Origin of the sequence: Pseudomonas sp. NPDC086112, assembly GCF_044746425.1 — a bacterium.
In the GTDB taxonomy this organism is placed as follows: domain Bacteria; phylum Pseudomonadota; class Gammaproteobacteria; order Pseudomonadales; family Pseudomonadaceae; genus Aquipseudomonas.
The window spans coordinates 1-23909 of record NZ_JBIVCD010000027.1; the positions used below are offsets into that span (position 1 = coordinate 1).

At 59.8% G+C, this 23909-nt stretch carries 19 protein-coding genes; 17 read left to right on the forward strand and 2 right to left on the reverse strand.

Annotated features, from left to right (window positions below; translation table 11 throughout):
• Nucleotides 1-310, reverse strand: a 310-nt coding sequence (locus ACIPLA_RS18420; RefSeq protein WP_401174872.1) for a hypothetical protein, incomplete at its 3' end; no start/stop codon positions are given.
• Between the two features lie 108 nt (nucleotides 311-418).
• Here ACIPLA_RS18420 and glnE point away from each other — a divergent pair.
• The 11 genes from glnE (at nucleotide 419) to ACIPLA_RS18475 (ending at nucleotide 14899) form a co-directional block, all read left to right on the forward strand.
• Entirely contained in the window at nucleotides 419-3358 is a 2940-nt protein-coding gene (gene glnE / locus ACIPLA_RS18425) for a bifunctional [glutamate--ammonia ligase]-adenylyl-L-tyrosine phosphorylase/[glutamate--ammonia-ligase] adenylyltransferase (protein ID WP_401174875.1), read from the forward strand.
• Between the two features lie 286 nt (nucleotides 3359-3644).
• Nucleotides 3645-4679 (forward strand): lipopolysaccharide heptosyltransferase II, encoded by a 1035-nt coding sequence (gene waaF, locus ACIPLA_RS18430; RefSeq protein ID WP_218397135.1) that lies wholly within the window; start codon nucleotides 3645-3647, stop codon nucleotides 4677-4679.
• 1 nt (nucleotide 4680) lies between these two features.
• The gene (gene waaC, locus ACIPLA_RS18435; RefSeq protein ID WP_218397138.1) at nucleotides 4681-5742 is read left to right on the forward strand and encodes a lipopolysaccharide heptosyltransferase I; all 1062 of its coding nucleotides are present in this window, start codon (nucleotides 4681-4683) and stop codon (nucleotides 5740-5742) included.
• Nucleotides 5742-6863 (forward strand): glycosyltransferase family 4 protein, encoded by a 1122-nt coding sequence (locus ACIPLA_RS18440; protein WP_218397141.1) that lies wholly within the window; start codon nucleotides 5742-5744, stop codon nucleotides 6861-6863. The genes waaC and ACIPLA_RS18440 overlap by 1 nt, the downstream gene beginning before the upstream one ends.
• Entirely contained in the window at nucleotides 6863-7669 is an 807-nt protein-coding gene (gene rfaP, locus ACIPLA_RS18445; protein WP_192346040.1) for a lipopolysaccharide core heptose(I) kinase RfaP, read from the forward strand. Before ACIPLA_RS18440 ends, rfaP begins: the two co-directional genes overlap by 1 nt.
• Complete coding sequence (locus ACIPLA_RS18450) at nucleotides 7669-8403, forward strand: lipopolysaccharide kinase InaA family protein (protein ID WP_008074633.1); 735 nt, start codon at nucleotides 7669-7671, stop codon at nucleotides 8401-8403. Before rfaP ends, ACIPLA_RS18450 begins: the two co-directional genes overlap by 1 nt.
• Nucleotides 8400-9152, forward strand: coding sequence for a lipopolysaccharide kinase InaA family protein (locus tag ACIPLA_RS18455; RefSeq protein WP_123500072.1), 753 nt, complete (start codon nucleotides 8400-8402; stop codon nucleotides 9150-9152). Before ACIPLA_RS18450 ends, ACIPLA_RS18455 begins: the two co-directional genes overlap by 4 nt.
• The gene (locus tag ACIPLA_RS18460) at nucleotides 9152-10603 is read left to right on the forward strand and encodes a lipopolysaccharide kinase InaA family protein (protein WP_218397146.1); all 1452 of its coding nucleotides are present in this window, start codon (nucleotides 9152-9154) and stop codon (nucleotides 10601-10603) included. Before ACIPLA_RS18455 ends, ACIPLA_RS18460 begins: the two co-directional genes overlap by 1 nt.
• Nucleotides 10604-10963: 360 nt before the next feature.
• On the forward strand, nucleotides 10964-12718 hold the full coding sequence (locus ACIPLA_RS18465; protein ID WP_401174882.1) for a carbamoyltransferase: 1755 nt from the start codon (nucleotides 10964-10966) through the stop codon (nucleotides 12716-12718).
• Nucleotides 12705-13616: a glycosyltransferase family 2 protein gene (locus tag ACIPLA_RS18470; protein WP_401174885.1), complete on the forward strand. Its 912-nt coding sequence runs from the start codon at nucleotides 12705-12707 to the stop codon at nucleotides 13614-13616. Before ACIPLA_RS18465 ends, ACIPLA_RS18470 begins: the two co-directional genes overlap by 14 nt.
• The gene (locus tag ACIPLA_RS18475; protein WP_401174887.1) at nucleotides 13613-14899 is read left to right on the forward strand and encodes a capsule biosynthesis protein; all 1287 of its coding nucleotides are present in this window, start codon (nucleotides 13613-13615) and stop codon (nucleotides 14897-14899) included. The genes ACIPLA_RS18470 and ACIPLA_RS18475 overlap by 4 nt, the downstream gene beginning before the upstream one ends.
• Nucleotides 14900-14917: 18 nt before the next feature.
• Here the strand turns inward: ACIPLA_RS18475 and ACIPLA_RS18480 are convergent, their stop codons facing one another.
• Complete coding sequence (locus tag ACIPLA_RS18480; RefSeq protein WP_218397148.1) at nucleotides 14918-15550, reverse strand: toluene tolerance protein; 633 nt, start codon at nucleotides 15548-15550, stop codon at nucleotides 14918-14920.
• A gap of 283 nt (nucleotides 15551-15833) precedes the next feature.
• Between ACIPLA_RS18480 and ACIPLA_RS18485 the strand changes: the two genes are divergently transcribed.
• The 6 genes from ACIPLA_RS18485 (at nucleotide 15834) to hldE (ending at nucleotide 23887) form a co-directional block, all read left to right on the forward strand.
• Nucleotides 15834-16946 (forward strand): capsular biosynthesis protein, encoded by a 1113-nt coding sequence (locus ACIPLA_RS18485; RefSeq protein WP_401174890.1) that lies wholly within the window; start codon nucleotides 15834-15836, stop codon nucleotides 16944-16946.
• 5 nt (nucleotides 16947-16951) lie between these two features.
• Nucleotides 16952-18163 carry an O-antigen ligase gene (locus ACIPLA_RS18490; RefSeq protein WP_148050160.1) on the forward strand — a complete coding sequence of 404 codons (1212 nt, stop codon included), beginning with the start codon at nucleotides 16952-16954 and terminating at the stop codon, nucleotides 18161-18163.
• Between the two features lie 101 nt (nucleotides 18164-18264).
• Complete coding sequence (msbA, locus tag ACIPLA_RS18495) at nucleotides 18265-20055, forward strand: lipid A export permease/ATP-binding protein MsbA (protein ID WP_123500085.1); 1791 nt, start codon at nucleotides 18265-18267, stop codon at nucleotides 20053-20055.
• Nucleotides 20055-20951 (forward strand): GNAT family N-acetyltransferase, encoded by an 897-nt coding sequence (locus ACIPLA_RS18500; RefSeq protein ID WP_063343903.1) that lies wholly within the window; start codon nucleotides 20055-20057, stop codon nucleotides 20949-20951. Before msbA ends, ACIPLA_RS18500 begins: the two co-directional genes overlap by 1 nt.
• Nucleotides 20952-20967: 16 nt before the next feature.
• Nucleotides 20968-22389, forward strand: coding sequence for a PIG-L deacetylase family protein (locus tag ACIPLA_RS18505; RefSeq protein ID WP_218397152.1), 1422 nt, complete (start codon nucleotides 20968-20970; stop codon nucleotides 22387-22389).
• A 76-nt stretch (nucleotides 22390-22465) separates the two neighbouring features.
• On the forward strand, nucleotides 22466-23887 hold the full coding sequence (gene hldE, locus ACIPLA_RS18510) for a bifunctional D-glycero-beta-D-manno-heptose-7-phosphate kinase/D-glycero-beta-D-manno-heptose 1-phosphate adenylyltransferase HldE (protein WP_007902573.1): 1422 nt from the start codon (nucleotides 22466-22468) through the stop codon (nucleotides 23885-23887).
• The last annotated feature ends 22 nt before the right edge of the window (nucleotides 23888-23909 follow it).

Genomic DNA, 23909 nt, shown 5'->3' on the forward strand with positions numbered 1-23909 from the left:
ATTCCTGGGTTTCGACGGGATCGAGGTCTTGCATGGCTTGCTCCAGGGCGGAAAGGCTTCCAGAATCGGTTGCCTGAGTTTGCGACTGGCCTTGTGGGCAGACGATATAAATTCTTGGATTGCCGAGAGGTATGTTCCGGCGGCGTGTAGTTTTACTACAAATCATCGGGCATTTCAGCCTTTCGAATGTATAGACGAGTAGTAAAACTACAGAAGATCGGCTTGTGGCCTCCGGCTGCGTTGTGAGAATAATCGTTAAGGTTGGTCTTTTGCCAACCAAAAAAGGTGAAGGCTTGATGATCGCTGCCAAAAATAAACAAATTTCAGCTATTTCTAACCTTTGTTCGACAGTCGGTCGGGTAGCGCATTTTCACAAATCACTACATGCAGCCCTTCACACGCCGATCAAGGATAGACCATGAGCCTCCCTTCGCTTGCCGAACTGCCCGGCGTACTCCTGCCCTTTGTCACCCGTGCCGAGCAGTCGTTCCGTACGGCCGTCGCGCTTCTTCCCGACGATCATGGCCTGTCTGCCTGGACGCCTGAGCGTTGGGCGCAATTTGCCCGCGTCACCGCGGCCAGCGACTTTGTCATCGAACAGAGTGTGCGTGACCCTTTGATGTTGCTGGAACTGGTGCAGTCCGGCGAGCTGGACCGTGGCTTTGCGCCGGGCGAATTGTGCGCACAGATTGCGACGGCAGTGAGCGCTGCCGAAACCGACGACCAGCTCGGCCGCGCCTTGCGTCGTCAGCGCGCACGCCACCAAGTGCGGATCATCTGGCGCGACCTGACCCGCCAGGCTGATCTGATCCAGACCTGCCGCGACCTCTCGGACATGGCCGATGCCAGCATCGATCAGGCCTACCAGTGGTTGTATCAGCGCCATTGCCAGCAATTCGGCACGCCTACCGGGCGGCGCAGCGGCGAGCCGCAGCAGATGGTCGTCCTCGGCATGGGCAAGCTCGGCGCCGTGGAGCTGAATCTGTCGTCGGATATCGACCTGATTTTCGCCTACCCCGAGGGCGGCGAAACCGTGGGTGTGAAGCGGTCGTTGGATAACCAGGAATTTTTCATTCGTCTCGGCCAGCGTCTGATCAAGGCCCTGGACCCGATGACCGTCGACGGTTTTGTGTTCCGCGTCGACATGCGCTTGCGGCCTTACGGTTCGTCCGGCGCGCTGGTGCTGAGCTTCAATGCGCTGGAGCAGTATTACCAGGATCAGGGCCGCGACTGGGAACGCTACGCGATGATCAAATCGCGCGTGGTGGCCGGCGATCAGGTGGCGGGCGCGCAACTGCAAGAGATGCTGCGTCCGTTCGTTTACCGGCGTTACCTGGACTTCTCGGCGATCGAAGCGCTGCGCACCATGAAGCAGCTGATCCAGCAGGAAGTCCGGCGCAAGGGCATGGCCGACAACATCAAACTCGGTTCCGGCGGCATTCGTGAAATCGAATTTATCGCCCAGGCCTTCCAGCTGATTCACGGTGGCCGCGACCTGAGTCTGCAGCAGCGTCCTCTATTAAAAGTACTGAGCACCCTCGAAGGTCAGGGTTACCTGCCGCCAGCGGTGGTCAGCGAGTTACGCGAAGCCTACGAATTTCTGCGTTACACCGAACACGCGATCCAGGCCATTGCCGACCGCCAGACCCAGATGCTGCCGGAGGGCGAACAGGATCAGGCGCGCATTGCCTTTATGCTCGGGTTTGCCAACTGGACGGCGTTCCATGAACAGCTGATGTACTGGCGTGGCCGGGTGGCCTGGCACTTTGCTCAGGTGATCGCCGATCCTGATGAAGAGGACGGCGCCGAGAGCGAAGTGGTGGTCGGCGGGGAATGGCTGCCGCTGTGGGAGGAGGCGCAGGATGAGGAGGCCGCGTGCCGTCAGTTGGAAGAGGGTGGTTTCGCCGACGCCTCCAAGGCGCTGAAAGCCTTGGCCAGTCTGCGCGGCAGCCCTCAATTGCGCGCCATGCAGCGCCTGGGGCGGGAACGCCTCGATGCTTTTATTCCGCGCTTGCTGGCTCAGGCTGTGGAACATGCCAATCCCGATCTGGTGCTGGAGCGGGTGCTGCCGCTGGTGGAAGCTGTCGCGCGTCGTTCCGCCTATCTGGTGTTGTTGACCGAGAACCCCGGAGCCCTGCGCCGCCTGCTGACGCTGTGTGCCGCGAGCCCATGGATTGCCGAGCAGATCACGCGCTTTCCGCTGCTGCTCGACGAATTGCTCAACGAAGGCCGGTTGTTCAAGCCGCCGCTGGCGCCGGAATTGGCCGCTGAATTGCGCGAGCGTCTGACGCGGATTCCCGAAGATGACCTCGAGCAACAAATGGAAGCCCTGCGGCATTTCAAACTGGCGCACCGCTTGCGCGTCGCCGCCTCGGAAATCGCCGGCAGCCTGCCCTTGATGAAGGTCAGTGATTACCTGACCTGGCTCGCCGAAGCGATCCTCGAACAAGTGCTGGCCCTGGCCTGGCGCCAGACCGTGGCCAAGTACGGCACGCCGCTGCGCACCGACGGCAGCTTGTGCGACCCTGGTTTCATCATTGTCGGTTATGGGAAAGTCGGCGGCCTGGAGCTGGGGCATAGTTCGGACCTGGATCTGGTGTTCATCCACGACGGCGATCCGCAGGCGGAAACCGACGGGCCGAAGCCGATCGATGGCGCACAGTTTTTTACCCGGCTCGGGCAGCGCATCATTCATTTGCTGACGGCGCAGACCAACTCCGGCCAGCTGTATGAAGTGGACATGCGCCTGCGGCCGTCCGGTGCGTCTGGTTTGCTGGTGAGTTCCCTGGGGGCGTTTGCCCGGTATCAGGAAAACGAAGCCTGGACCTGGGAACACCAGGCGTTGGTGCGGGCACGGGTGCTGGTGGGCAGTCAGGATGTCGGCCAGGCCTTCGAGAAGGTTCGCGCCGCAGTATTGGCCAAGCCGCGGGACCTGCCGACCTTGCGCCAGGAGGTCAGCGAAATGCGCGCCAAGATGCGCGATAATCTCGGCAGCAAGAGCACGGCGGCGGGCACCGCGGCAAATGCCTTTGACGCCACGGCGCCGTTCGATCTCAAGCAGGATGCCGGAGGTATCGTCGATATTGAATTTATGGTGCAATACGCGGCTCTGGCATGGTCTGACGCGCATCCGTCATTGCTGCGCTATACCGACAATATCCGCATTCTGGAAGGGTTGGAGGAGGTCGGGCTGATGCCCGCCGAAGACGCCAGCCTGTTGCGTGAAGCCTATAAGGCCTACCGCTCCGCCGCTCACCGGGAGGCCTTGCAGAAGGACTCCGGCGTCATACCGGGCGACCAGTTCGTAGATGAACGACGGCAGGTCATGCGGATCTGGCGCGAGCTGGGGTTAAGCTGAGCAGGCAACGAGATTCAAATGTGGGAGCGGGCTTGCTCGCGAAAGCGGAGTGTCAGTCACCATTTATGCTGGATGTGACGGCCTCTTCGCGAGCAAGCCCGCTCCCACAGTAGATCTGCAGTGGCTGGTAGATTGGGACAGCTAAGCTGTATCGCATGGATGTGCACAAAAATTGATCCGACGAGCCCCAATCGGCTCGTCCAAATGACCTGACGGTTCACCCCGAAGGTGCTGGATTCTCGAGGCGGGGAGGCGTATGCCTCCCCGGCTCGTTTTTGGAAACCACATGAAAATTCTGATCGTTGGGCCCAGTTGGGTCGGTGACATGGTGATGGCGCAGACACTTTTCCAGTGTCTCAAGCAGCGCCACCCGCAGTGCGAAATCGACGTGCTGGCCCCCGAGTGGAGCCGGCCGATTCTCGAACGCATGCCCGAAGTACGCCAGGCCTTGAGCTTCCCGCTCGGCCACGGCGTGCTGGAGCTGGCGACGCGTCGGCGCATCGGTAAATCCCTGGCCGGTCAGTACGACCAGGCCATCCTGCTGCCCAATTCCTTGAAGTCGGCGCTGGTGCCCTTTTTTGCCGGTATCCCGAAACGCACCGGCTGGCGTGGCGAATTCCGCTACGGCCTGCTCAATGACGTGCGCACGCTCGACAAAGAACGTTACCCGCTGATGATCGAACGCTTCATGGCCCTGGCCTTCGAGCCCGGCGTCGAATTGCCGAAGCCGTATCCACGGCCGAGCCTGCAGATCGACCCGGTGACCCGCGACGGCGCGCTGGCCAAGTTCGGTCTGGCCCTCGACCGTCCGGTGTTGGCGCTATGCCCTGGCGCCGAGTTCGGCGAGTCCAAGCGCTGGCCGTCCGAGCACTATGCCAAGGTCGCCGAAGCGAAGATCCGTGAAGGCTGGCAGGTCTGGCTGTTCGGCTCGAAAAACGATCATGCGGTGGGCGAAGACATTCGTGCGCGGCTGATTCCGGGTTTGCGTGAAGAGTCGGTGAACCTCAGTGGCGACACGTCCCTGGCCGAGGCCATCGATCTGCTGTCCTGCGCCGATGCGGTGGTCTCCAACGACTCCGGCCTGATGCACGTGGCTGCCGCGCTGAACCGCCCGTTGGTGGCGGTGTACGGCTCGACGTCGCCGGGTTTCACACCACCGTTGGCCGAGCACGTCGAGATCGTGCGCCTGGGCATCGAATGCAGTCCGTGCTTCGATCGCACCTGCCGTTTCGGTCATTACAATTGCTTGCGCCAACTCATGCCCAAAGCGGTGAACGAAGCCTTGCAGCGGTTGCTGGGCACTGTGGTCGAGGTCAAATAGTTTGCGGGTACTGTTGATCAAGACTTCTTCGCTGGGCGATGTGATTCACGCGTTGCCAGCGTTGACCGACGCGGCGCGGGCGATCCCCGGCATCACGTTCGACTGGGTGGTGGAAGAAGGCTTCGCCGAGATTCCGACCTGGCACCCGGCCGTGGGCAAGGTGATTCCGGTGGCGATCCGTCGCTGGCGCAAGAACATCTGGCAGACCATCAAGAGTGGCGAGTGGAAGCGCTTCAAGCAAAGCATTCGCGCGACCAAATATGACTTGGTGATCGATGCCCAGGGCTTGCTGAAAAGCGCGTTGCTGACTCGCTACGCCAAAGCACCAGTGGCCGGGCTGGACAAAAACTCGGCCCGCGAACCCATCGCTGCGCGCTTCTATTCCCGACGCCTGGCCGTGGCCCGTGGGCAGCACGCGGTAGAGCGAGTGCGCCAGCTGTTCGCAGTGGCACTGGGTTACGACCTGCCTAAAGGCCTGGGCGACTATGGCCTGAACATCGAACGACTGGTGGAATTGCCGCGCAAGAATCCGTACGTGGTGTTTCTCCATGGCACCACTTGGGACACCAAGCACTGGCCAGAAGCCTATTGGCGCGAGTTGGCCGAGCGTGTGGGTTACCTTGGCGTAGCGGTCAAGCTGCCGTGGGGTAATCCGGTCGAAAAGGCCCGCGCCGAGCGCATCGCCAAAGATATGAGGCATGTCGAGGTGCTGCCCAAACTGAACCTGGCGGGTGTCGGCAAAGTCCTGGCCGGAGCGCAAGCCTGCGTAGCGGTGGACACCGGTCTCGGTCACCTCGCTGCGGCGCTGGACGTGCCGACCCTGTCGCTGTTCGGCCCGACCAACCCGGGCCTGACCGGCGCGTACGGCAAGTCGCAGATTCACATGGCCAGCGACTTCCCCTGCGCACCGTGCCTGCAAAAGAAATGCACCTATCAACCGACGGCCGACGATGCCCGTCGGTTCGACCTGAAACGCGAGTGGCCCCTGTGCTTCACGCGTCTGAATCCCGAGCGTGTCGCGAGCCGACTGAGCACGTTGTTACTGGCTGAGGAGCTGCGCTGATGCAATTGGCATTTGTCCTGTACAAGTACTTTCCCTTTGGCGGTTTGCAGCGCGACTTCATGCGCATCGCCCTGGAGTGTCAGCAACGCGGCCATCAGATTCGCGTCTATACGCTGATCTGGGAAGGCGACATTCCACCAGGTTTCGAAGTACTGGTGGCACCGGTCAAGGCGTTCTTCAATCATCGACGCAATGAGAAGCTCACTGAGTGGATGGAGGCCGATCTGGTCAAACGTCCGGTGGACCGCCTGATCGGTTTCAACAAGATGCCCGGCCTGGACGTTTACTACGCTGCCGACGGCTGCTTCGAAGACAAGGCGCAAAACCTGCGCAACTCGCTGTACCGTCGTTGGGGCCGCTACCGGCACTTCGCCGAGTACGAGCGCGCGGTGTTCGCCAAGGACGCCAAAACCGAAGTGCTGATGATTTCCGAAGTCCAGCAGCCGCTGTTCATCAAGCATTACGACACGCCGCTTGCGCGTTTCCATTTACTGCCGCCGGGCATTTCTCTGGACCGTCGCGCGCCGACCAATGCCGCCGAGATCCGTGCCGGGTTTCGTCGCGAATTCAACCTGAAAGATGATGAACTGTTGCTGGTGCAAATCGGCTCCGGGTTCAAGACCAAAGGCGTGGACCGCAGCCTCAAGGCGCTGGCCGCCTTGCCCGCCGAACTGAGAAAGCGCACCCGGCTGTTTGTAATTGGCCAGGACGACCCCAAAGTATTCCAGTTGCAGAGCGCCACATTGGGGCTCGGCGACAACGTGCAGTTCCTCAAGGGGCGCAGCGATATCCCGCGTTTCCTGCTCGGTGCCGATCTGTTGATCCACCCGGCGTACAACGAAAACACCGGGACGGTGCTGCTTGAAGCGGTAGTGGCCGGCTTGCCGGTGCTGGTGAGCGCGGTGTGCGGCTATGCCCATTACATCGCCGAGGCCGACGCAGGCCTGGTGCTGGACGAACCCTTCGATCAGGCGCAACTGACGCAATACCTGACCGGCATGTTGAATGACGCAAATGCACGGGCGGCCTGGAGCCGCAACGGTCTGGCTTTCGCCGAGACGGCCGACCTCTACAGCATGCCGCAGCACGCGGCCGATGTGATTCTGGCGGAGCACGCTTAATGAAGTTGATGCTGGCTGAACCGTTCAAGAGCCTCTGGGCCGGGCGCGATCCGTTCGCCGAAGTCGAGGCCCTCAAGGGCGAGGTGTACCGCGAGCTTGAAGCGCGCCGGACACTGCGTACTGAAGTAGACGGTCACGGGTTCTTCGTGAAAATCCACCGTGGCATCGGCTGGGGCGAGATTTTCAAAAACCTGCTGACCGCCAAGCTGCCAGTGCTTGGCGCGGGCCAGGAGTGGAAGGCCATTCAGCGCCTGCAAGAAGTCGGCGTGCCGACCATGACCGCTGTCGCTTACGGCGAAAAGGGCAGCAATCCGGCGGACCAGCATTCGTTCATCGTCACGCAAGAGCTGGCGCCCACCGTCAGCCTCGAAGATTTCAGCATCGACTGGGTCAAGCAACCGCCCGAGCCAAAACTCAAGCGCGCCTTGATCGCCGAGGTCGCGCGCATGACCGGCATGATGCACCGAGCCGGGGTTAACCACCGCGACTGCTACATCTGTCACTTCCTGCTGCACACCGATAAACCAGTGACAGCCGACGACTTCAAGCTGTCGGTGATCGATCTGCACCGTGCCCAGACCCGTCCGACGATTACCCAACGCTGGCGTAACAAGGACCTGGCGGCGCTGTATTTTTCGGCGCTCGACATTGGCCTGACCCGTCGCGACAAACTGCGTTTCCTCAAGGGGTACTTCCAACAGCCCCTGCGCCAGATTCTGGCTGAAGAAGCGGGACTGCTGGCATGGCTCGAAGGCAAGGCCAACAAGCTCTACGAGCGTAAGCAGCGATACGGGGATGCGCTCTGATGTCGGGTTGGACACTGGAACCTGCTTACAGCGATCTGGCAGAAGACTTCGGCAGTCTTGACGCGGTGTTCGCGCTCGAAGGCGAGCGACTGACCCGTGATCCACTGTCCGAGGTCATTCGCGTCCAGCGCAATGGCGTCAATTATTACGTCAAGCGCTACACAGGCGCAGGTAAAGGCCTGCGCCGTTACCTGGGCAAGCCGCGGGTGAAAGCCGAATGGCAGAACCTCAAGCGTTTCGCCAAATGGGGCATTCCCACCGCCGAAGTAGTGGCCTGGGGGCTGGAACGGCGCGGCGCGGCATACGACCGTGGGGCGATGATCACGCGCGAGCTGCCCAATACCGAAGACTTGTCGGCCCTGGCAGGTCGACATGATCCGAAACTGGCGGACCGCGCCTGGGTCGACAACATCAGTCGGCAGCTGGCGGGCTATACCCGGACCATGCACCATCATCGTTTTACCCACAATGATTTGAAATGGCGCAACCTGCTGATCGACGATGAGGCGCGGCTGTTTCTGATCGACTGCCCCAACGGTGATTTCTGGCGCGGCTTCTGGCTCAAGTACCGGATCACCAAGGACCTGGCGTGTCTGGACAAAGTGGCCAAGTATCATCTGTCGGCCACCCAGCGCCTGCGCTTCTATCTGCAATACCGCCAAAGCACCCGGCTCGATGCCGCCGACAAGAAGCGGATTCGGCACGTGGTGAGATTTTTCGAGGGGCGCGAATGACTGATTTTCTGGCTGCTGAAGACCGTGCGCTGCTTGAGCGTCATGGCCTTGGCACCTTCGACGCACTCTGGGCCAAACAGCTCGAGGCGGTGGATGAACCCAATACCGTCGGTGGTGGCTGGAGCAGTGTATTTCGGCTAGAGCTGGAAGGTCATGGTTACTACCTCAAGCGCCAGTGCAACTACCTGACACGTACATTGCATTCTCCCTTTGGTGAGCCGAGTTTTGCCCGTGAGTTTCGCACCATCAGGCGTTATCAGAAGCTGGGCATTCCGGCGTTGCAGGCGGCGTTCTTCGGTGAGCGCAAAGTCGGCGGCGAAGTCCGGGCGATTCTGCTGACCCGTGCGCTGGACGGTTGGGATGATCTGGATTCACTGTTGCAGCGCTGGTCCGACCTGAGCGCGGTGCAGCACACGGCAATTCTGAAAGCCTGTGGGCAACTGGCGCGACGCCTGCATGAGGTGCGTCAACTGCACGGGTGCTTCTATCCCAAGCATATTTTTCTCCAGGCCACCGGTGACGGTTACCAGGCTCAGTTGATCGACCTGGAAAAAACCCGGCCATTGCTGTTTGGCCAACGTGATCGGGTCAAGGACCTGGAGCCGTTGCTGCGTCGGGCGTCGGAATGGAGCGAAAGTCAGCTGCGCGAGTTGTTGGCGGCTTATCTGGATCAACCCTTGAACAGTTCGCTGGTGGACAGTTGGGTATCGCGCCTGAGTGCGCGGCGCAGTCACAAGGAGGCGCGTTGATGCGTTTGTCCGAACTGAAAAACGCCGGCCGCAGCCCGAGCCTGCCGCTGAACATTCCACTGGCCGATGCCGCGGGGCCTGCGGAGTTACAGCTGCTGAGCCTGCTGCGGGTGTTGCCGGGGCAGCGTTATGTGGGCGCCGGCGTCTGGCGCGGCCGGCCGGTGCTGGCCAAATTGCTGGTCGGCGGTAAAGCGGCGCGGCATTTTCAGCGTGAACTGGACGGCGTGCGTTTGCTCGCCGCTCAGGGGCTGACCACGCCGTTGTTATTGGCGGATGGCCTGAAGGACGGTGAGGGCGGCTGGCTGTTGTTCGATTTCCTTGAGGGCGCCGAGAGCCTGGGGGACGCCTGGAAACAGGTCGAACACTTGCCAGTGCTGGCGGATGAACAATCAGCCGTGCTGGCCGAGGCGTTGGGTGCGATCGCTCATCTGCACAGCAAAGGCCTGTGGCAGGAAGACCTGCATCTGGACAACCTGCTGCGTCATGGCGGTCAGTTGTATTTGATCGATGGCGCCGGCATCTGTGCCGAGACGGCTGGCAAGCCACTGTCGCAGCACAAAGTCCTGGAAAACCTCGGGGTGTTTTTCGCCCAGTTGCCCAAATCGCTGGAACCTTTCACCGAAGAATTGCTGGTGTATTACTTGTTGGGAAACGGCGAGCATGCCTTGCCCATGGAAGCGTTGCAGAAGCAGATCGACAAGGTCCGTCGCTGGCGTTTGAAGGATTTCCTGATCAAGGTCGGCCGCGAATGCACGTTGTTCTGCGTCCAGCGCGGGGCGTTCGGCTTGCGGGCGATTCGCCGTGAAGAAGAGGCGGCGATGTTGCCGGTGCTGGAGCAGGCCGATGCCTTGCTCGATCACGGCCATCTGTACAAGACCGGCGGCGCCGCGAGCGTCGGCAAGGTCGAAGTGGCGGGTCGCACATTGCTGGTCAAACGCTACAACATCAAGGGCTTTGCCCATTGGCTCAAACGTTTCTGGCGCCCGAGCCGCGCCTGGCACTCATGGCGTGAAGGCAATCGCCTGGCATTCCTGGGCATCGCCACGCCCAAGCCACTGGCATTGTTGGAGAAGCGTTTTCTCTGGCTGCGCAGCCGGGCGTACCTGGTGACCGAATATTTGCCGGGGCCGGACATCATCGAGCGCTTCGCACCCTACGTGGAAAGCGGCGAAGCGCCGCAAGCCGAGCTGCAGGCCCTGGATCACCTGTTCGCCGAGCTGATTCGCGAGCGCATCAGCCATGGCGATTTCAAGGGCCATAACCTGTTCTGGCAGCAGGATCGCTGGGCGCTGATCGACCTGGATTCGATGTGTCAGCATAGCTCGCTCAGTAGCTTTGCCCCGGCGTATGCGCGGGATCGGGCGCGGTTCATGCGCAATTGGCCCGAGAGTAGTGCGTTGTATCGGGTGATTGATCAGCGTTTGCCCAAAGATATCTCCAGCGCTGCCTGAATCGGGGCTTCGCCCCTTTCGCGAGCAAGCCCGCTCCCACAGTGGTTCTCGGTCGTACACAAAATTTGTGTTCAACATAAACCTAATGTGGGAGCGGGCTTGCTCGCGAAGAGGCCGGAACTGTCAGCCAACCGGCAGGCAACCGACGGCAATATCAGGATTTACGGGTGTCCGGGTCGCGGATAAGCGAAGGCGAGCGCGTGGGCTCGACGTCATCTTCATGGTGCTGATAAGGGCAGGGTCATTCCCGGCACGTTTAAGCTATAATCCCGCCCTTTAGCTGTCTCTCGCCCCTTGCGAGGGCACATTAATTTTTGAGGCGCGTTGCGCCTGCATGCAGACTAAAGAGGCTAGACCCCTGTGGCATTGACGATTCTTGGCCTGTCCGGCGCCCTTAGCCATGATCCTTCCGCAGCCCTGTATATCGACGGCAAGCTGGTCGCGGCGGCTGAAGAAGAGCGCTTCGTGCGCGATAAACATGCAAAGAACCGCATGCCTTACGAATCGGCGAAGTTCTGCCTCGAGCAGGCTGGCATCAAGCCGTCCGACGTTGATGTGGTAGCGATTCCATTCGCGCCGATCAGCTTGTTCGGCAAGGCTCGCTGGCACTACGCCAAGCGTTACTGGTACGCCCCGGACCGCGCCCTCGACGCGATCCTGATGGGCAACCGTCGCTACAAGCGCTATCGCAACAAGATTGTCTGGTGCCTCGAGCAACTGGGCTTCGATCCGAAGAAAATCAAGATCGAGCCGGTCGAGCACCACCTTGCCCACGCCTCCAGTGCCTATCACTGCTCCGGTTTCAAAGAGAAAACCGCGATCCTCGGGATTGATGGCAAGGGTGAGTACGCCACGACTTTCTTCGGTTACGGCGAAAACGGCAAGATTCACAAGATCAAGGAATTCTTCGATCCGGACTCCCTCGGCGGCCTGTACGGCGCGATCACCGAGTTCCTCGGTTTCGAGATGCTCGACGGTGAGTTCAAGGTCATGGGCATGGCGCCGTACGGCGACGCCAGCAAATACGATTTCTCGCGTCTGGCCTCGTTCGAAAACGGCGAGTTGGTGATCAACACCGACTACGCCAACGTCATCGGCCTGCGCCGCTATAAAGAGAAGGGCAAAGGTTTCTACTTCTCGCCGAAGCTGATCGAGTGGCTAGGGCCAAAGCGTGAAGGCGACATCGCCGACGAGCCGTACATCCACTACGCCGCGAGCATGCAGGCGCTGTTCGAGAAACTGGCGTTGCAGATGATCGACCACTACCTGGGTGATGTGCTCAAGGAAACCGGCAAACTGGCCTTCGCCGGTGGCTGTGCGTTGAACGTCAAGCTGAACCAGAAAATCATTGCCCGCGACGACATCAAAGAGTTGTTCGTTCAGCCTGCCTCCGGTGATGCCGGTACCGCGGTTGGCGCGGCGGCTTACGTGTCCCACGCCCGTGGTGTACCGGTCGAGAAGATGGAACACGTCTACCTCGGCCCGTCCTACAGCAACGAAGACGTACTCGCCGCCTGTGCCCGTCACCCGAGCAAGCCTGCGTGGCGCAAGCTTGAGAACATGCCGGAGCAGATCGCCAAAATCATGGTCGACGGCAACCCGGTGGCCTGGTTCCAGGGCCGCATGGAGTTCGGTCCGCGCGCCTTGGGCGGTCGTTCGATCATCGGTTGCCCGAGTGCGACCGGTGTGGCTGACCGCATCAACCACCAGATCAAGTTCCGCGAGCGCTGGAGGCCTTTCTGCCCGTCGATGCTCGACACCGTTGCGCCGCAAATGATCAAGATCGATCACCCCGCGCCGTTCATGACCTTCACCTTCGAAGTGGCTGAAGAGTGGAAAACCCGCGTGCCGGAAGTCGTCCACGAAGACGGCACCTCCCGGGCCCAGGTGTTGAAGCGCGAATACAACCCGCGCTACTACGACATGATGAAGGCGCTGGAAGTGCTGACCGGTAACGGCGTGTCGCTGAACACCTCGCTCAACCGTCGTGGCGAGCCGATGATCTGTTCGCCGACCGATGCCTTGAACATGTTCTTCGGTTCCGACCTGCAGTACCTGATCATGGAAGACATTCTGGTGGTCAAAGAAGGTGCGAACGAGTATGCGGTTGACTGACGTGCTGATCAGTGTCGTTATTCCCGCTTATAACTATGCCAAAACCCTGCCGCGTGCGGTGAAATCGGTGCTGGCGCAGTTGGGGGATGCCCAGGCTGAGTTGCTGGTGATCGATGACGGCTCCACCGACGCGACGCCGCAAGTTCTGGAGCAGCTCCTGACTGAACATGCGGGGTGCTTCAGAGCTCTGCGCAAACCCAATGGCGGTTTGTCTTCGGTGCGTAATCGCGGGATCGAGGAGGCTCGGGGGCAATACCTGATCTTCCTCGATGCCGATGATGAGATGGCGCCTGGTGCGCTGGCTGCGTTGACCCGGCATATCTCCAGCAACCCTGACAGCCGTTTGATCATTGGCGGTCACTGGTCGGTGTTCGACGACGGTCGTCGTGTCCAGCACGCAGTCAAACCCTTGCCAGCTACCCCGCGCCAGCGTGTGCGTGGCTACTTGCTGGACAAGACGGTATCGCTGTCCAACGGCGCCTGCGCCATGCATTGCGAAGTGTTTGCACCGGGCAACTATCCTGAGCACTTGCGCAACGTTGAAGATATTCCTGTGTTTGCTCAGGTGCTGGCGCGTTTCCCGTGCAGTGTGCTCGATCAGCCCCTGGCGTTGATCTACAAGCATGGCGACAGCATGCGGCATGACCTCAAGCAAAGCCTGGCGGCAGGCGTGGGGATGGTTGACGAGGTATTTTCCTCGGTACGCATGCCTCAAGAACTGCAGGACCTGCGCCAGGCTTTCCTGGCTCAGCGCTGCCTGTCGTTGTTCCGCGATTGCTACAGTGCCGGCGATTATGTCAACGCCAAGGCTTTTTACGCCCGCGCCGTGCGCGCCGATCTGCGCTCGCTCACACGCTGGTCCTACACCCGCAAGGCCATCCGGTTGTTGTTCAAGTGAGTGCGCCGCCATCTGACGCAATTGTGTTCCAGGCTGAGGGATGCTGGGCACAAAAAGCGCGTGAGCTGGATCGTTATCGCTGGAAGCTGCTGCGCGAGCGTCATGGTCGCTGTGGCAGCTTGTTGCGTCTGGTTCGTGATGTGCTGGTGGATGTGGCGGTCGGGATACGCGCCAAGGCGTGCTTGAGTGCTTCGGTGGTTGCTGCACCCTGTGAGGTGCTGTTGCTGCATTCGGCGCCAAAGTCCATGGCGTTGCAACGCAAGAATATTCTGATCGAGGGCCTGCGCAAGCGCGGGCACCACCTGACAGAGGCCGCGTTGCGTTCTCCATCGGACGCCTGCGCCCAGCGCATGCTCCTGGCGCCGCCGCAGCCTGTGCCGCTGCGTTATCTAGTGTACGCCGCCCATGCCCAGTGGCTGGTGACGACGTATTCGCCCAAGGTGCTGATCAATGAACGCAACGGCAGTCTTCATGCGCCGTTCCTGCGCTTGGCATTGGCTGCGCGTGGTGCCCGATTGCTGCAACTGGCCCATGCCACGACGCTGGAATCTTCACGGCGACTGGGGATGAACGATTACGACTATTACGGCGTCTTTGGCCATAGTTCGCTGGTTGCCTTGCAGGAAAGAACATTGCGATTCGGTGAGTCGACGGTGGTGTTGATCGGTTCTTACCTCGCCGATGAAACCTATGATCTGCCAGTTGCCGATCCTGCTCTCCATACGTTGTTGATTCTGGGGGTTGGCCCTGATCGGGAAAAAGAGTCGGGCTACCAGCGCACCTATCAGTTACTGCGCGACTGGGCCGAGCAGCATCCGCATTATCGCGTGCTGTTCAAGCGTCATCCGCGCAGCAAGGCGCAATTCTGGAACGATGCCGCTGCGCAGTTAGCCAACATCGACTTGCTGGACAGCAAGTGTTCACTGGCGGACGCTCTGGCGAAGGCCAGCGTTGTCGTCAATATCATGTCCAATGCTGGTATCGAGGCAGGGCTGGCGGGCCGGCCGGTCATCCACGTGAATGCGGGCGGCGATGTGGATATTTTCTCTCACTCGCTGTTTTTTGGGCCTCAAGTGCGCGATGAGTATGAGTTTTCCCGCCAGCTACAAGCGCTTGAGCAGGATTATCCGGGGCATGTGGCCCAGGCCCGGCGTTTTGCCGATTACCACCTGGTATACGGTTCTCAGGGGTTGGCAAAGACCATTCAACTGGTTGATAACTTGCTGCGAGGCACAGACCCTGCGCGTGACTTCGAGACCTTCAGGCTGTCTGCCGCCGGCTGACACTGATGGCTTGAAGGGTTAAGGGGTGAGCGCCAGGCTCAGTTCCCGTCCATTGCACACGCGTTGGTGGTTCAGGTAATGCTCAAGGAACTGGTTGTCCTTGAGTAGCCACTCGCGATCCTGGCGATAGCGCAACATATGCTTGAAATTGCGCAGGCGCAGGCCTTTGCGCAGGGGCTTGCGATAGGCGCGCAGGTCGGCGATGTCAATCAGCCCCAGCGTGTTTTCAGGCGTCAATACCACATTGCCCAAGTGCGCTGAGCGAAAGTAGATGCCGTCCTCATGCAGGCGTGCAATGAACTCACCCAGTTGTGCTCGAAGAAATTCGTTGTTATCGGTGCCTAGTAACTGACGCAGCGTGCGACCTGGCAGAGGATCGTAATGCACGGCATCGCGCTCGATGCTGGGGATGCGATAAACCTGGCGTACCGTTGGGCATTCGATATTGCGTTCGCGCAGTGCTCGGCAGTTGTTGGCGAAGCGCCGGGCGTAAGGCGCCCAAAGCGCAGATGTCAGCAGGCGTTTGCGGCGAAACAGCTTGAGCATCGAGCCATCGGCCAGGCACAAAACTTTATCCCCTTTACCATCGGCCTCGAGAACGTCGGCGCCCTCGCGCATGTTGAGATAAGCGGTATGGTCGAGCGTTTGCATCAAGGCTCCAAAGGCTTGGCCTGATGGGATGGGCAGCCGCCTATGTTACCGCAGTGCGCATGCTGCAAAAAACCGCTGTGGTACAATCGCCGCACTTTTTAAGAGGCAGTTGCCCGTTCACGGGGGTGCCTGGCGCAATACCACAGAGTGCTTGCTTCTGATTCTTGGTTTTATACTTCCATACGCGGACGGGCGAATAACAGGGTGTTGATGTCTGCGGACTTGTCGCACATGGTTATATTGCGCTTTGGCGGGTGGATGCGGCCTATTTTTTGGACACCCTATGACGACAATGCTGTTCATTTCCTTGGCCAAGCATCAAGGCCTCTATTTCAATCGGTTACTCAACGAGACCGAGCTACAAGGTAAAGTCGTTACCCCACCACAGATGCCTTGGCCAAGGTTGTCGCAGACTTCCAGAGTGCTTTCGCGAATCGACTGGCTGAGCCTGATCGAAGAAAAATGCGAGGAGCGACGCGTCAAGAACAAAAACGATGGTCGCTTGTATCGTCTGTTGTTACGTCTTGAGCTGATTTGGATGGCGCTGCGTGCCCAGGCTTTGCTTGATCGTGAGCGCCCCGACGCGCTGGTGTTCTGGAATGGTTCCCATCGTTACTGCCGATTGCTGACAGCCTTGGCGCCGCCGGGTTGTAAGACGTTCTTTTTCGAGAACGGCTTGTTGCCCGATACCACAACCGTTGATCCGCGGGGCGTGAACTACCTGAACGCCGTTCCGCGCGAGGCCGGTTTTTATCTCAACTATCCTTATCCGGTTCCTGAAAATCAGGCAGCGCCCGTGCTGATTCCACGCCAGCCTCGTACCAGTGGCCCGGCACCGATTGTGCTGCCGGAGCAGTTCGTCTTTATTCCGTTCCAGGACGATCGCGATAGTCAGGTTCGGCTGTTTTCTCCCTGGATCAAGAACATGCGCGAGATGTTCGCCTTGGGCGAGCGCTTGGCCAAAGAGACTGGATTGACAGTGGTGTTCAAGGAGCATCCATCCAGTCGCGAAACGTATCCTGAGTTGCATGAGCGTACTCACGAGCGTCTGTTGTTCGCCAACGGTAATGCCACTCAGCAGTTGATCGAGTCCAGCCAGTTTGTGATCACGCTGAACTCGACGGTCGGCCTGGAAAGCCTGCTTTTGGGTAAGCCGGTGCTGACCCTGGGTCAGGCGTTTTTCAATATCGAGGGGTTGGTAATGCATGCCGACAACGCCGAGCAGGTGATGGAACTGGCGCGTGCATTCCCGCAATGGCCACTCGATGAGCGGTTGAGGCGTAACTTTCTCCACTACCTCTCCGAGCACTATTGCATCAAGGGTGGCTGGAAGAACGCCGACAAGGCCCAGTTGCAGCGGGTCGCCAATCGAATGCTGGGTAAAGCCGAATGCTGACAGGAATGAAAAAACTGATCGATAGGAATGCCCTGGCGGCGTGGGCGTCTATCGGTCTTCTCGTGCTGCTGTGCGGGGCATGGGTACTGCCGGACAATAAGCTTTATCACCAAATGATAATTTTCCTGCTCTGGTTACCCGCCATGTTGGCGCTGTTCCATCGGGATTTTCGGATGATGCTCAAGCAACCGGAGTGCATCCTCTTCGCCATTTTCGTGGCTTGGACATTATTGGTGCTGATGGTTGAGGGGGGCGCTAACGTCGTCGGCAAAAGCAAGGTGACGCTCTACGTGTCCCTTGCCCTCTTAGGCGTGCTACTGGCTGCCCAGAACCGCAAGTGGCGGTTGGAATCCATGCTGTTGTACGCATCGATTATCGGCGGTTTTTTTGCCGCGGCTTCCTGGGTCTACTTTTATGAAACGTCCGCTCAGCCGTTTAGCGGCAGGCTGATTGCCATTGGCTTGTGGGACACTGCGATCATGGCCGCGCACGGGGTGGGGGCTCTGGCGATTCTTGGCGTTTTCACGCTGCAGACCAAGCGCTTCAATCCCTGGGTGATGGTGTTGCTGCTGATTCCGGCGCTGGGGTATGCGTTATTCCTGGGCTTTAGCCAAACCCGTGGTGTATGGATCGGCTTGCTGGCCTGCCTGTTCGTGATGGGCGTGGCGCGACCGACGCGCCTGGGTAGCGGACTGATGATTTTGACGGTTTTGGGGTTGGCGTCCATCGCTGTATTCAAGCCGGAAATCCTCATGCAGCGTGGCGTTTCTTTTCGTCCCGAGCTGTGGCGCGGTGGCGTTCAATTGATGCTGGACCACTGGGTGATGGGGTTGGGATTTCATGAGTACCTGATTCCTGTCCCTGAAATCGGACAGGCATTCAAACATCCCCACAATCTTTTTCTGGATATCGGCGTGCGGCTCGGTGTGCCTGGCCTACTGCTGTTCGGCTGGCTGTGGCTGGTGGTTGGCTGGCGTGGCTGGGTTTCGCGCGCGCAGCCACTGGGGCAGGTGTTGCTGGCGCTCTGGGTGTTTTCCGGGACGTCGTTGATGACCGATGGCATCGGCCTCTGGCTCAAGCCCAACGCGGACTGGTTGATCACCTGGTTACCGATTGCCTTGAGTATCGTATTGGCCACTCGTGGCAGCAATCAAACCAAAACTTCCCTCTGGAGTGTTTCAGCTACTGATACTCCTGGCCCGGTAGCGAAGTGCTGAAGCGTTTTCGGCACCGCGTCCGGGCTGAGCCTATGTTGTAATTCGTTCGCTGTTACAATCCACAGGTTGTCTGTCTTTTTCAAACGTACGAGGCGTGCCGAATGGCCAATTCCGACCAGCAATCAAGCATGAAGATTTACCTGCGGTTGCTGAAATACGTGCTCCCGTACTGGGGCGCTTTCGCCCTCAGTATTGTCGGCTTCGTGCTATTCGCATCTAGCCAGCCGATGCTGGCGGATATGCTCAAACATTTTCTCGACGCCTTGCAAAAACCCAATGACACCAAGTTTCTGGGTGTCTCGCTGGTACTCGGCGTACCGTTATTGATTGTGCTGATTGCCGTCTACCAGGGTATCGGCTCATTTCTGGGTAACTATTACCTGGCCAAGGTTGCCCGTGGCGTGGTCCACGACCTGCGTTGCGCCTTGTTCGACAACCTGTTGACCCTGCCTAACCGCTACTTCGACAACAACAACTCCGGTCACCTGATTTCCCGTATTACCTATAACGTGACCATGGTCACCGGTGCCGCCACCGATGCGATCAAAGTGGTGATCCGTGAAGGCCTGACGGTGGTGTTCCTGTTCGGTTACCTGCTGTACAGCAACTGGAAAATGACCCTGGTATTGCTGGCGATCCTGCCGGTCATCGCGATTCTGGTGAGTAGCGCCAGCAAAAAATTTCGCAAGCAAAGCAAGAAAATCCAGGTGGCGATGGGCGATGTGACCCATGTGGCGTCGGAGACGATCCAGGGCTACCGCGTGGTTCGCAGCTTTGGCGGTGAGGCTTACGAAATCGAGCGTTTCCACAAGGCCAGCGCCGACAACATGAACCGCAGCCTGGGCATGACCCGCACCCAATCGATCTACACCCCAATGCTGCAACTGGTGATTTACATCGGCATGGCCGTGTTGATGTATCTGGTGCTCTACCTTCGCGGCGATGCCTCTGCTGGCGAACTGGTTGCTTACATTACCGCTGCCGGTTTGTTGCCCAAGCCGATTCGTCAGTTGTCGGAAGTCAGCGCCACGATCCAGAAAGGACTGGCCGGTGCGGAGAGCATTTTCGAGCAGCTCGACGAAGAACCGGAAGTCGATACGGGCACCAAGGAAATGGTGCGCGTCAGCGGTCGCCTGGAAGTGCGTAACCTGAGCTTCCAGTACCCGGGCACCGAGAAACTCGTGCTCAACGATATTTCCTTTACCGCCGAAGAGGGCCAGATGGTTGCTTTGGTGGGGCGTTCAGGCAGCGGCAAATCCACCTTGGCCAACCTGATTCCGCGTTTCTATCACCACGACAAGGGCCAGATCCTGCTCGACGGTATGGATGTCGAGGAATACAAGCTGACCAACCTGCGTCGTCACATTGCCCTGGTGACCCAGCAGGTCACCCTGTTCAACGACAGTGTCACCAACAACATTGCCTACGGCGACCTCGCCGGCGCACCGTTTGAAGATGTGCGCAAGGCAGCCGAAGATGCCTACGCCGCCGAGTTCATCGAGCAAATGCCTCAAGGCTACGACACCCTTGTGGGCGAAAACGGTGTGCTGCTTTCCGGCGGTCAGCGCCAGCGTCTGGCGATTGCCCGGGCACTGCTCAAGAATGCGCCATTGCTGATTCTCGATGAGGCTACCTCGGCTCTCGACACCGAATCCGAGCGCCACATTCAGGCGGCTCTGGAACAAGTAATGAAGGGCCGTACCACGCTGGTGATCGCTCACCGCTTGTCGACTATCGAGAAGGCTGACCTGATCCTGTTGATGGATCAGGGCCGCATCGTCGAACGCGGCACCCACGCCGAGTTGTTGGCGTTGAACGGTCACTACGCACGCCTGCACGAGAAGGACTTCGTCGAAAGCACCGACGAGGCGATGACGGAGTCCCACGTTTGATTTTGAGTTACTGGCGAGCCTGGAGAGAAAGCGGCTGGGCGCCCATCGATGCAACGGCTTATAGCCAGGCCTGGCAACAGTTCGGCGGCAGCGTGGCGACTCATCCCGAGGTGGTTGAGCGTCTGGCAGGGCTGGTAGGCATCCCGGTGCGTTATCTGGGCTGGTTCGTCGACGGTGAGTTGTGCGCCGCGATGCCGACCTGGGGCCGTCATGTGGCCTTGTCCAAGGAAGTGCTCAAGCGTGAAGGCAAACGTGGCCTGCTCGATCTTGGCAATGCCGAGATCATCCTGCCGGTTGCCGAAGACGTCCAGGTTCGTGTGCGGCATCGCGCGCGTTATGTGTCCGAGCTCAATGCCCCAAACATCACCGGTCTCGCTGAGCAACCTGAAGGCCTGGCGCTGGCTCGTGAACCAGAGGACTACAGTAAGAAATTTCGCTACAACCAGCGTCGTGACCAGCGTTTGCTTGAAGAGGCGGGTGGCATCATCCGACCGATGCTGGAGCTGAGCGCCAGCGAACAGGCCACCATCTATGCTGACCTGTTCCAGCGCCGCTGGAACTTTGAAGCACCGGGCAAGGCGCGTCTTTCTGAAGTGTTCAGCCTGTTGCGTGAGTTTATGACCGGGTCCTTGATCTACCTGAACGACGAACCGGTGGCGATCCAGATTCTGTACCGGGTCGAGGCGCCCAAGTGGGTCAGCCTGGAATACATTAACGGCGGTGTCGACCCGCAAAACCGCGAGTTCAGCCCTGGCAGTGTACTCAGTTTCGTCAACACCCAAGCCGCATGGGAGCAGGCCCGCGCCGTGGGCAAGCCGCTGCGTTACTCGTTCGGCCGCGCCGATCGCGAATACAAGGATCGCTGGTGTCACCGGGTTCCGGTCTATCAGGTTTGAGCGAGGACAGGCAGTCATGAGCGCACGCAAGCAACAATTGCTTAAACGCCATCGCCAACGCAAACGTGTGGTGCTGATCGGTGCGTTGTTGGCTGCATTATTATTTGGCATTTTTGTCGCCTGGTGGCCGTTGCCGCTGTTCCTGCTGTTGGGCTGGATCGCCCATGAAGCCTGGTTCGCCGACCATCTGTTCTATGCCCCAGGCGACGATTATCGCTATGACTTCCCGGCGGATACGCCGCAGTTCCCCACCACCCTGGTCAATGGTGCCTTGCAGGTGACGGGGGACTTTGGCGTGGCGCAAACCCTGGTTTTGCAGGTGCGGGTCAAGAGCCATTGGCTGGGTCGCTTTCTTGACCCCCAGGTATGGATCGGTGACGACCGTCAGGATCTGGAGCGAGGTGTTGCGGGAGAGCGTTTTCTCAATCTGTCCGGGCAAGGTTCGGCGCTGGCTGCCGGGACCCTGACCTTACGTGGACGCTTTTGCAGCCTGGCGCCACAGGCAACTTTGCACGCCCTGAATAATCCGGATTTTGCTCAGCAGCGTCTGCTAATCATCGCCCCCCATGCCGATGATGCTGAACTGGCGGCTTTTGGTCTTTATAGCCGGGCGTCCGAGGTGGCTATCGTCACACTGACCCAAGGCGAGATTGAGGCCGAAAACTATCGCGATATGGGCCTCGACACCGCTCAGGCCGCCCGTCTGAAGGGGCGCCTGCGCAGTTGGGATAGCCTGGCAGTGCCGCTGTGGGGTGGGGTGGCGCAACAACAGTGTGTGCAATTGGGCTATTACTGCTTACAACTGAATGCAATGGCGCAGCAGCCGGAGCAAAGCTTCGGTTCCCGGGAGTCGGGGGAGAGCGATATACGTGACGTGCGTCGGCACAATGCCCTGCGCCTGCCGGGTGACGTCGATGGTCAGCCCCATTGGCGCAACCTGGTAGCTGATCTGGCGCATCTGCTTGAGCATCACCGTCCCGACGCGGTGCTGACACCCCATCCCGAACTGGATCCCCACAGCGATCATGTCGCCAGCACGCTCGCCTTGATGGACGCGATTGAACTCAGTACCTGGCGCCCGCGCACCCTGCTGCTCTATGCCAATCACCTGCACGACAACGACCGCTGGCCGATGGGCCCGGCGGGTTATGGCATTGCCCTGCCGCCGACCATCGAGCCGTTGCCGGCTGATGGGCTATGGAGTCCGTTGCTGGACGCGCCAACCCGCATGGACAAAGCCATGGCCTTAGGCATGCAGCACGACTTGCAGGGCCGTCCACCGCTCAAAAGACGTCTGCGCCGGGTGATTCAGCGGTTGTTGGCCGGGCGTTGCTGGCCCCGCACAGGTGAAGACGAGTTCTTCCGCAAAGCGGTGCGCCGACATGAACTTTTCTGGGTGCGTCCGCTGGATGCCCCTCCACAGAATGACCGCCGCTGAGCCTGTGTGCTCGGGTGCGGCCGCATTCTTTCGCTATGTTATTATCCGCGACGCTTTTATTGCCCCTGGAGTTTCCATGAAGTTATCCATGCCACGATTCGATCAGGCCCCTGTCCTGGTGGTCGGCGATGTCATGCTCGACCGTTACTGGCATGGTGGTACCTCACGGATTTCCCCTGAGGCGCCGGTACCGGTAGTCAAGGTCGAGCAAATCGAGGACCGCCCGGGCGGTGCCGCCAACGTTGCCCTGAACATTGCCGCGCTCGGTGCGCCGGCCTCGCTGGTCGGCGTGACCGGCGACGACGAGGCTGCCGACAGCCTGGTCAACAGCCTCAAAGGCGCCGGCGTGCGGGCGTTGTTCCAGCGCATCGCCCACCAGCCGACCATCGTCAAGCTGCGGGTGATGAGCCGTCACCAGCAATTGCTGCGTATCGACTTCGAAGAACCTTTCGCAACCGACGCCCTGGCGCTGGGCGAGCAAGTCGACGAGTTGCTCGAAGGCATCAAGGTGCTGGTGCTGTCCGACTACGGCAAAGGCGCGCTGAAAAACCATCAGGTGCTGATCCAGGCTGCCCGTGCTCGTGGGATTCCGGTGCTGGCCGATCCCAAGGGCAAGGATTTCTCGATCTACCGCGGCGCGAGCCTGATCACCCCGAACCTCAGCGAATTCGAAACCATCGTCGGTGGTTGCGCCGATGAACACGAGCTGGTGAGCAAGGGCGCACAGCTGATGCACGACCTCGACCTCGGCGCCTTGCTGGTGACCCGTGGCGAGCACGGCATGACCTTGCTGCGCCCGGATCATCCGGCACTGCACCTGCCGGCCCGTGCCCGTGAAGTGTTCGACGTGACCGGCGCCGGTGACACGGTGATTTCTACCCTGGCGGCAGCGATCGCTGCTGGCGAAGAACTGCCCCACGCGGTGGCCTTGGCCAATCTGGCGGCAGGCATCGTGGTCGGCAAGCTCGGTACCGCGGCCATCAGTGCCCCGGAATTGCGTCGTGCGATCCAGCGTGAAGAAGGTTCCGAGCGTGGTGTGTTGGGGCTGGAGCAGCTGTTGCTGGCAGTCGACGATGCACGTGCACACAACGAGAAGATTGTGTTCACCAATGGCTGCTTCGACATCCTGCATGCCGGCCACGTGACCTACCTCGAACAGGCGCGTGCCCAAGGCGATCGTCTGATCGTGGCGGTCAACGACGATGCGTCGGTGAGCCGCTTGAAAGGGCCGGGTCGGCCGATCAACAGTGTCGACCGTCGCATGGCCGTACTGGCCGGTCTGGGCGCCGTGGATTGGGTCATCAGCTTCCCTGAGGGCACGCCAGAAAACCTGTTGCGCGAGGTCAAGCCGGATGTGTTGGTCAAGGGCGGCGATTACGGGATCGAGCAAGTGGTTGGCGCAGACATCGTCACTGCTTACGGCGGGACTGTGAAAGTGCTGGGGCTGGTGGAAAACAGCTCGACCACGGCGATTGTCGAGAAGATCCGCAATCACTGAAACGGCGCGGTCACTGTGGCGA

Coding starts and splice junctions, on each gene's coding strand:
- hldE (WP_007902573.1), top strand. CDS start 22,466: ATGAAGTTATCCATGCCACGATTCGATCAGGCCCCTGTCCTGGTGGTC.
- msbA (WP_123500085.1), top strand. CDS start 18,265: ATGGCCAATTCCGACCAGCAATCAAGCATGAAGATTTACCTGCGGTTG.
- glnE (WP_401174875.1), top strand. CDS start 419: ATGAGCCTCCCTTCGCTTGCCGAACTGCCCGGCGTACTCCTGCCCTTT.
- ACIPLA_RS18490 (WP_148050160.1), top strand. CDS start 16,952: ATGAAAAAACTGATCGATAGGAATGCCCTGGCGGCGTGGGCGTCTATC.
- waaF (WP_218397135.1), top strand. CDS start 3,645: ATGAAAATTCTGATCGTTGGGCCCAGTTGGGTCGGTGACATGGTGATG.
- ACIPLA_RS18480 (WP_218397148.1), bottom strand. CDS start 15,550: ATGCAAACGCTCGACCATACCGCTTATCTCAACATGCGCGAGGGCGCC.
- ACIPLA_RS18460 (WP_218397146.1), top strand. CDS start 9,152: ATGCGTTTGTCCGAACTGAAAAACGCCGGCCGCAGCCCGAGCCTGCCG.
- ACIPLA_RS18455 (WP_123500072.1), top strand. CDS start 8,400: ATGACTGATTTTCTGGCTGCTGAAGACCGTGCGCTGCTTGAGCGTCAT.
- ACIPLA_RS18470 (WP_401174885.1), top strand. CDS start 12,705: ATGCGGTTGACTGACGTGCTGATCAGTGTCGTTATTCCCGCTTATAAC.
- ACIPLA_RS18505 (WP_218397152.1), top strand. CDS start 20,968: ATGAGCGCACGCAAGCAACAATTGCTTAAACGCCATCGCCAACGCAAA.
- ACIPLA_RS18485 (WP_401174890.1), top strand. CDS start 15,834: ATGACGACAATGCTGTTCATTTCCTTGGCCAAGCATCAAGGCCTCTAT.
- ACIPLA_RS18450 (WP_008074633.1), top strand. CDS start 7,669: ATGTCGGGTTGGACACTGGAACCTGCTTACAGCGATCTGGCAGAAGAC.
- rfaP (WP_192346040.1), top strand. CDS start 6,863: ATGAAGTTGATGCTGGCTGAACCGTTCAAGAGCCTCTGGGCCGGGCGC.
- ACIPLA_RS18440 (WP_218397141.1), top strand. CDS start 5,742: ATGCAATTGGCATTTGTCCTGTACAAGTACTTTCCCTTTGGCGGTTTG.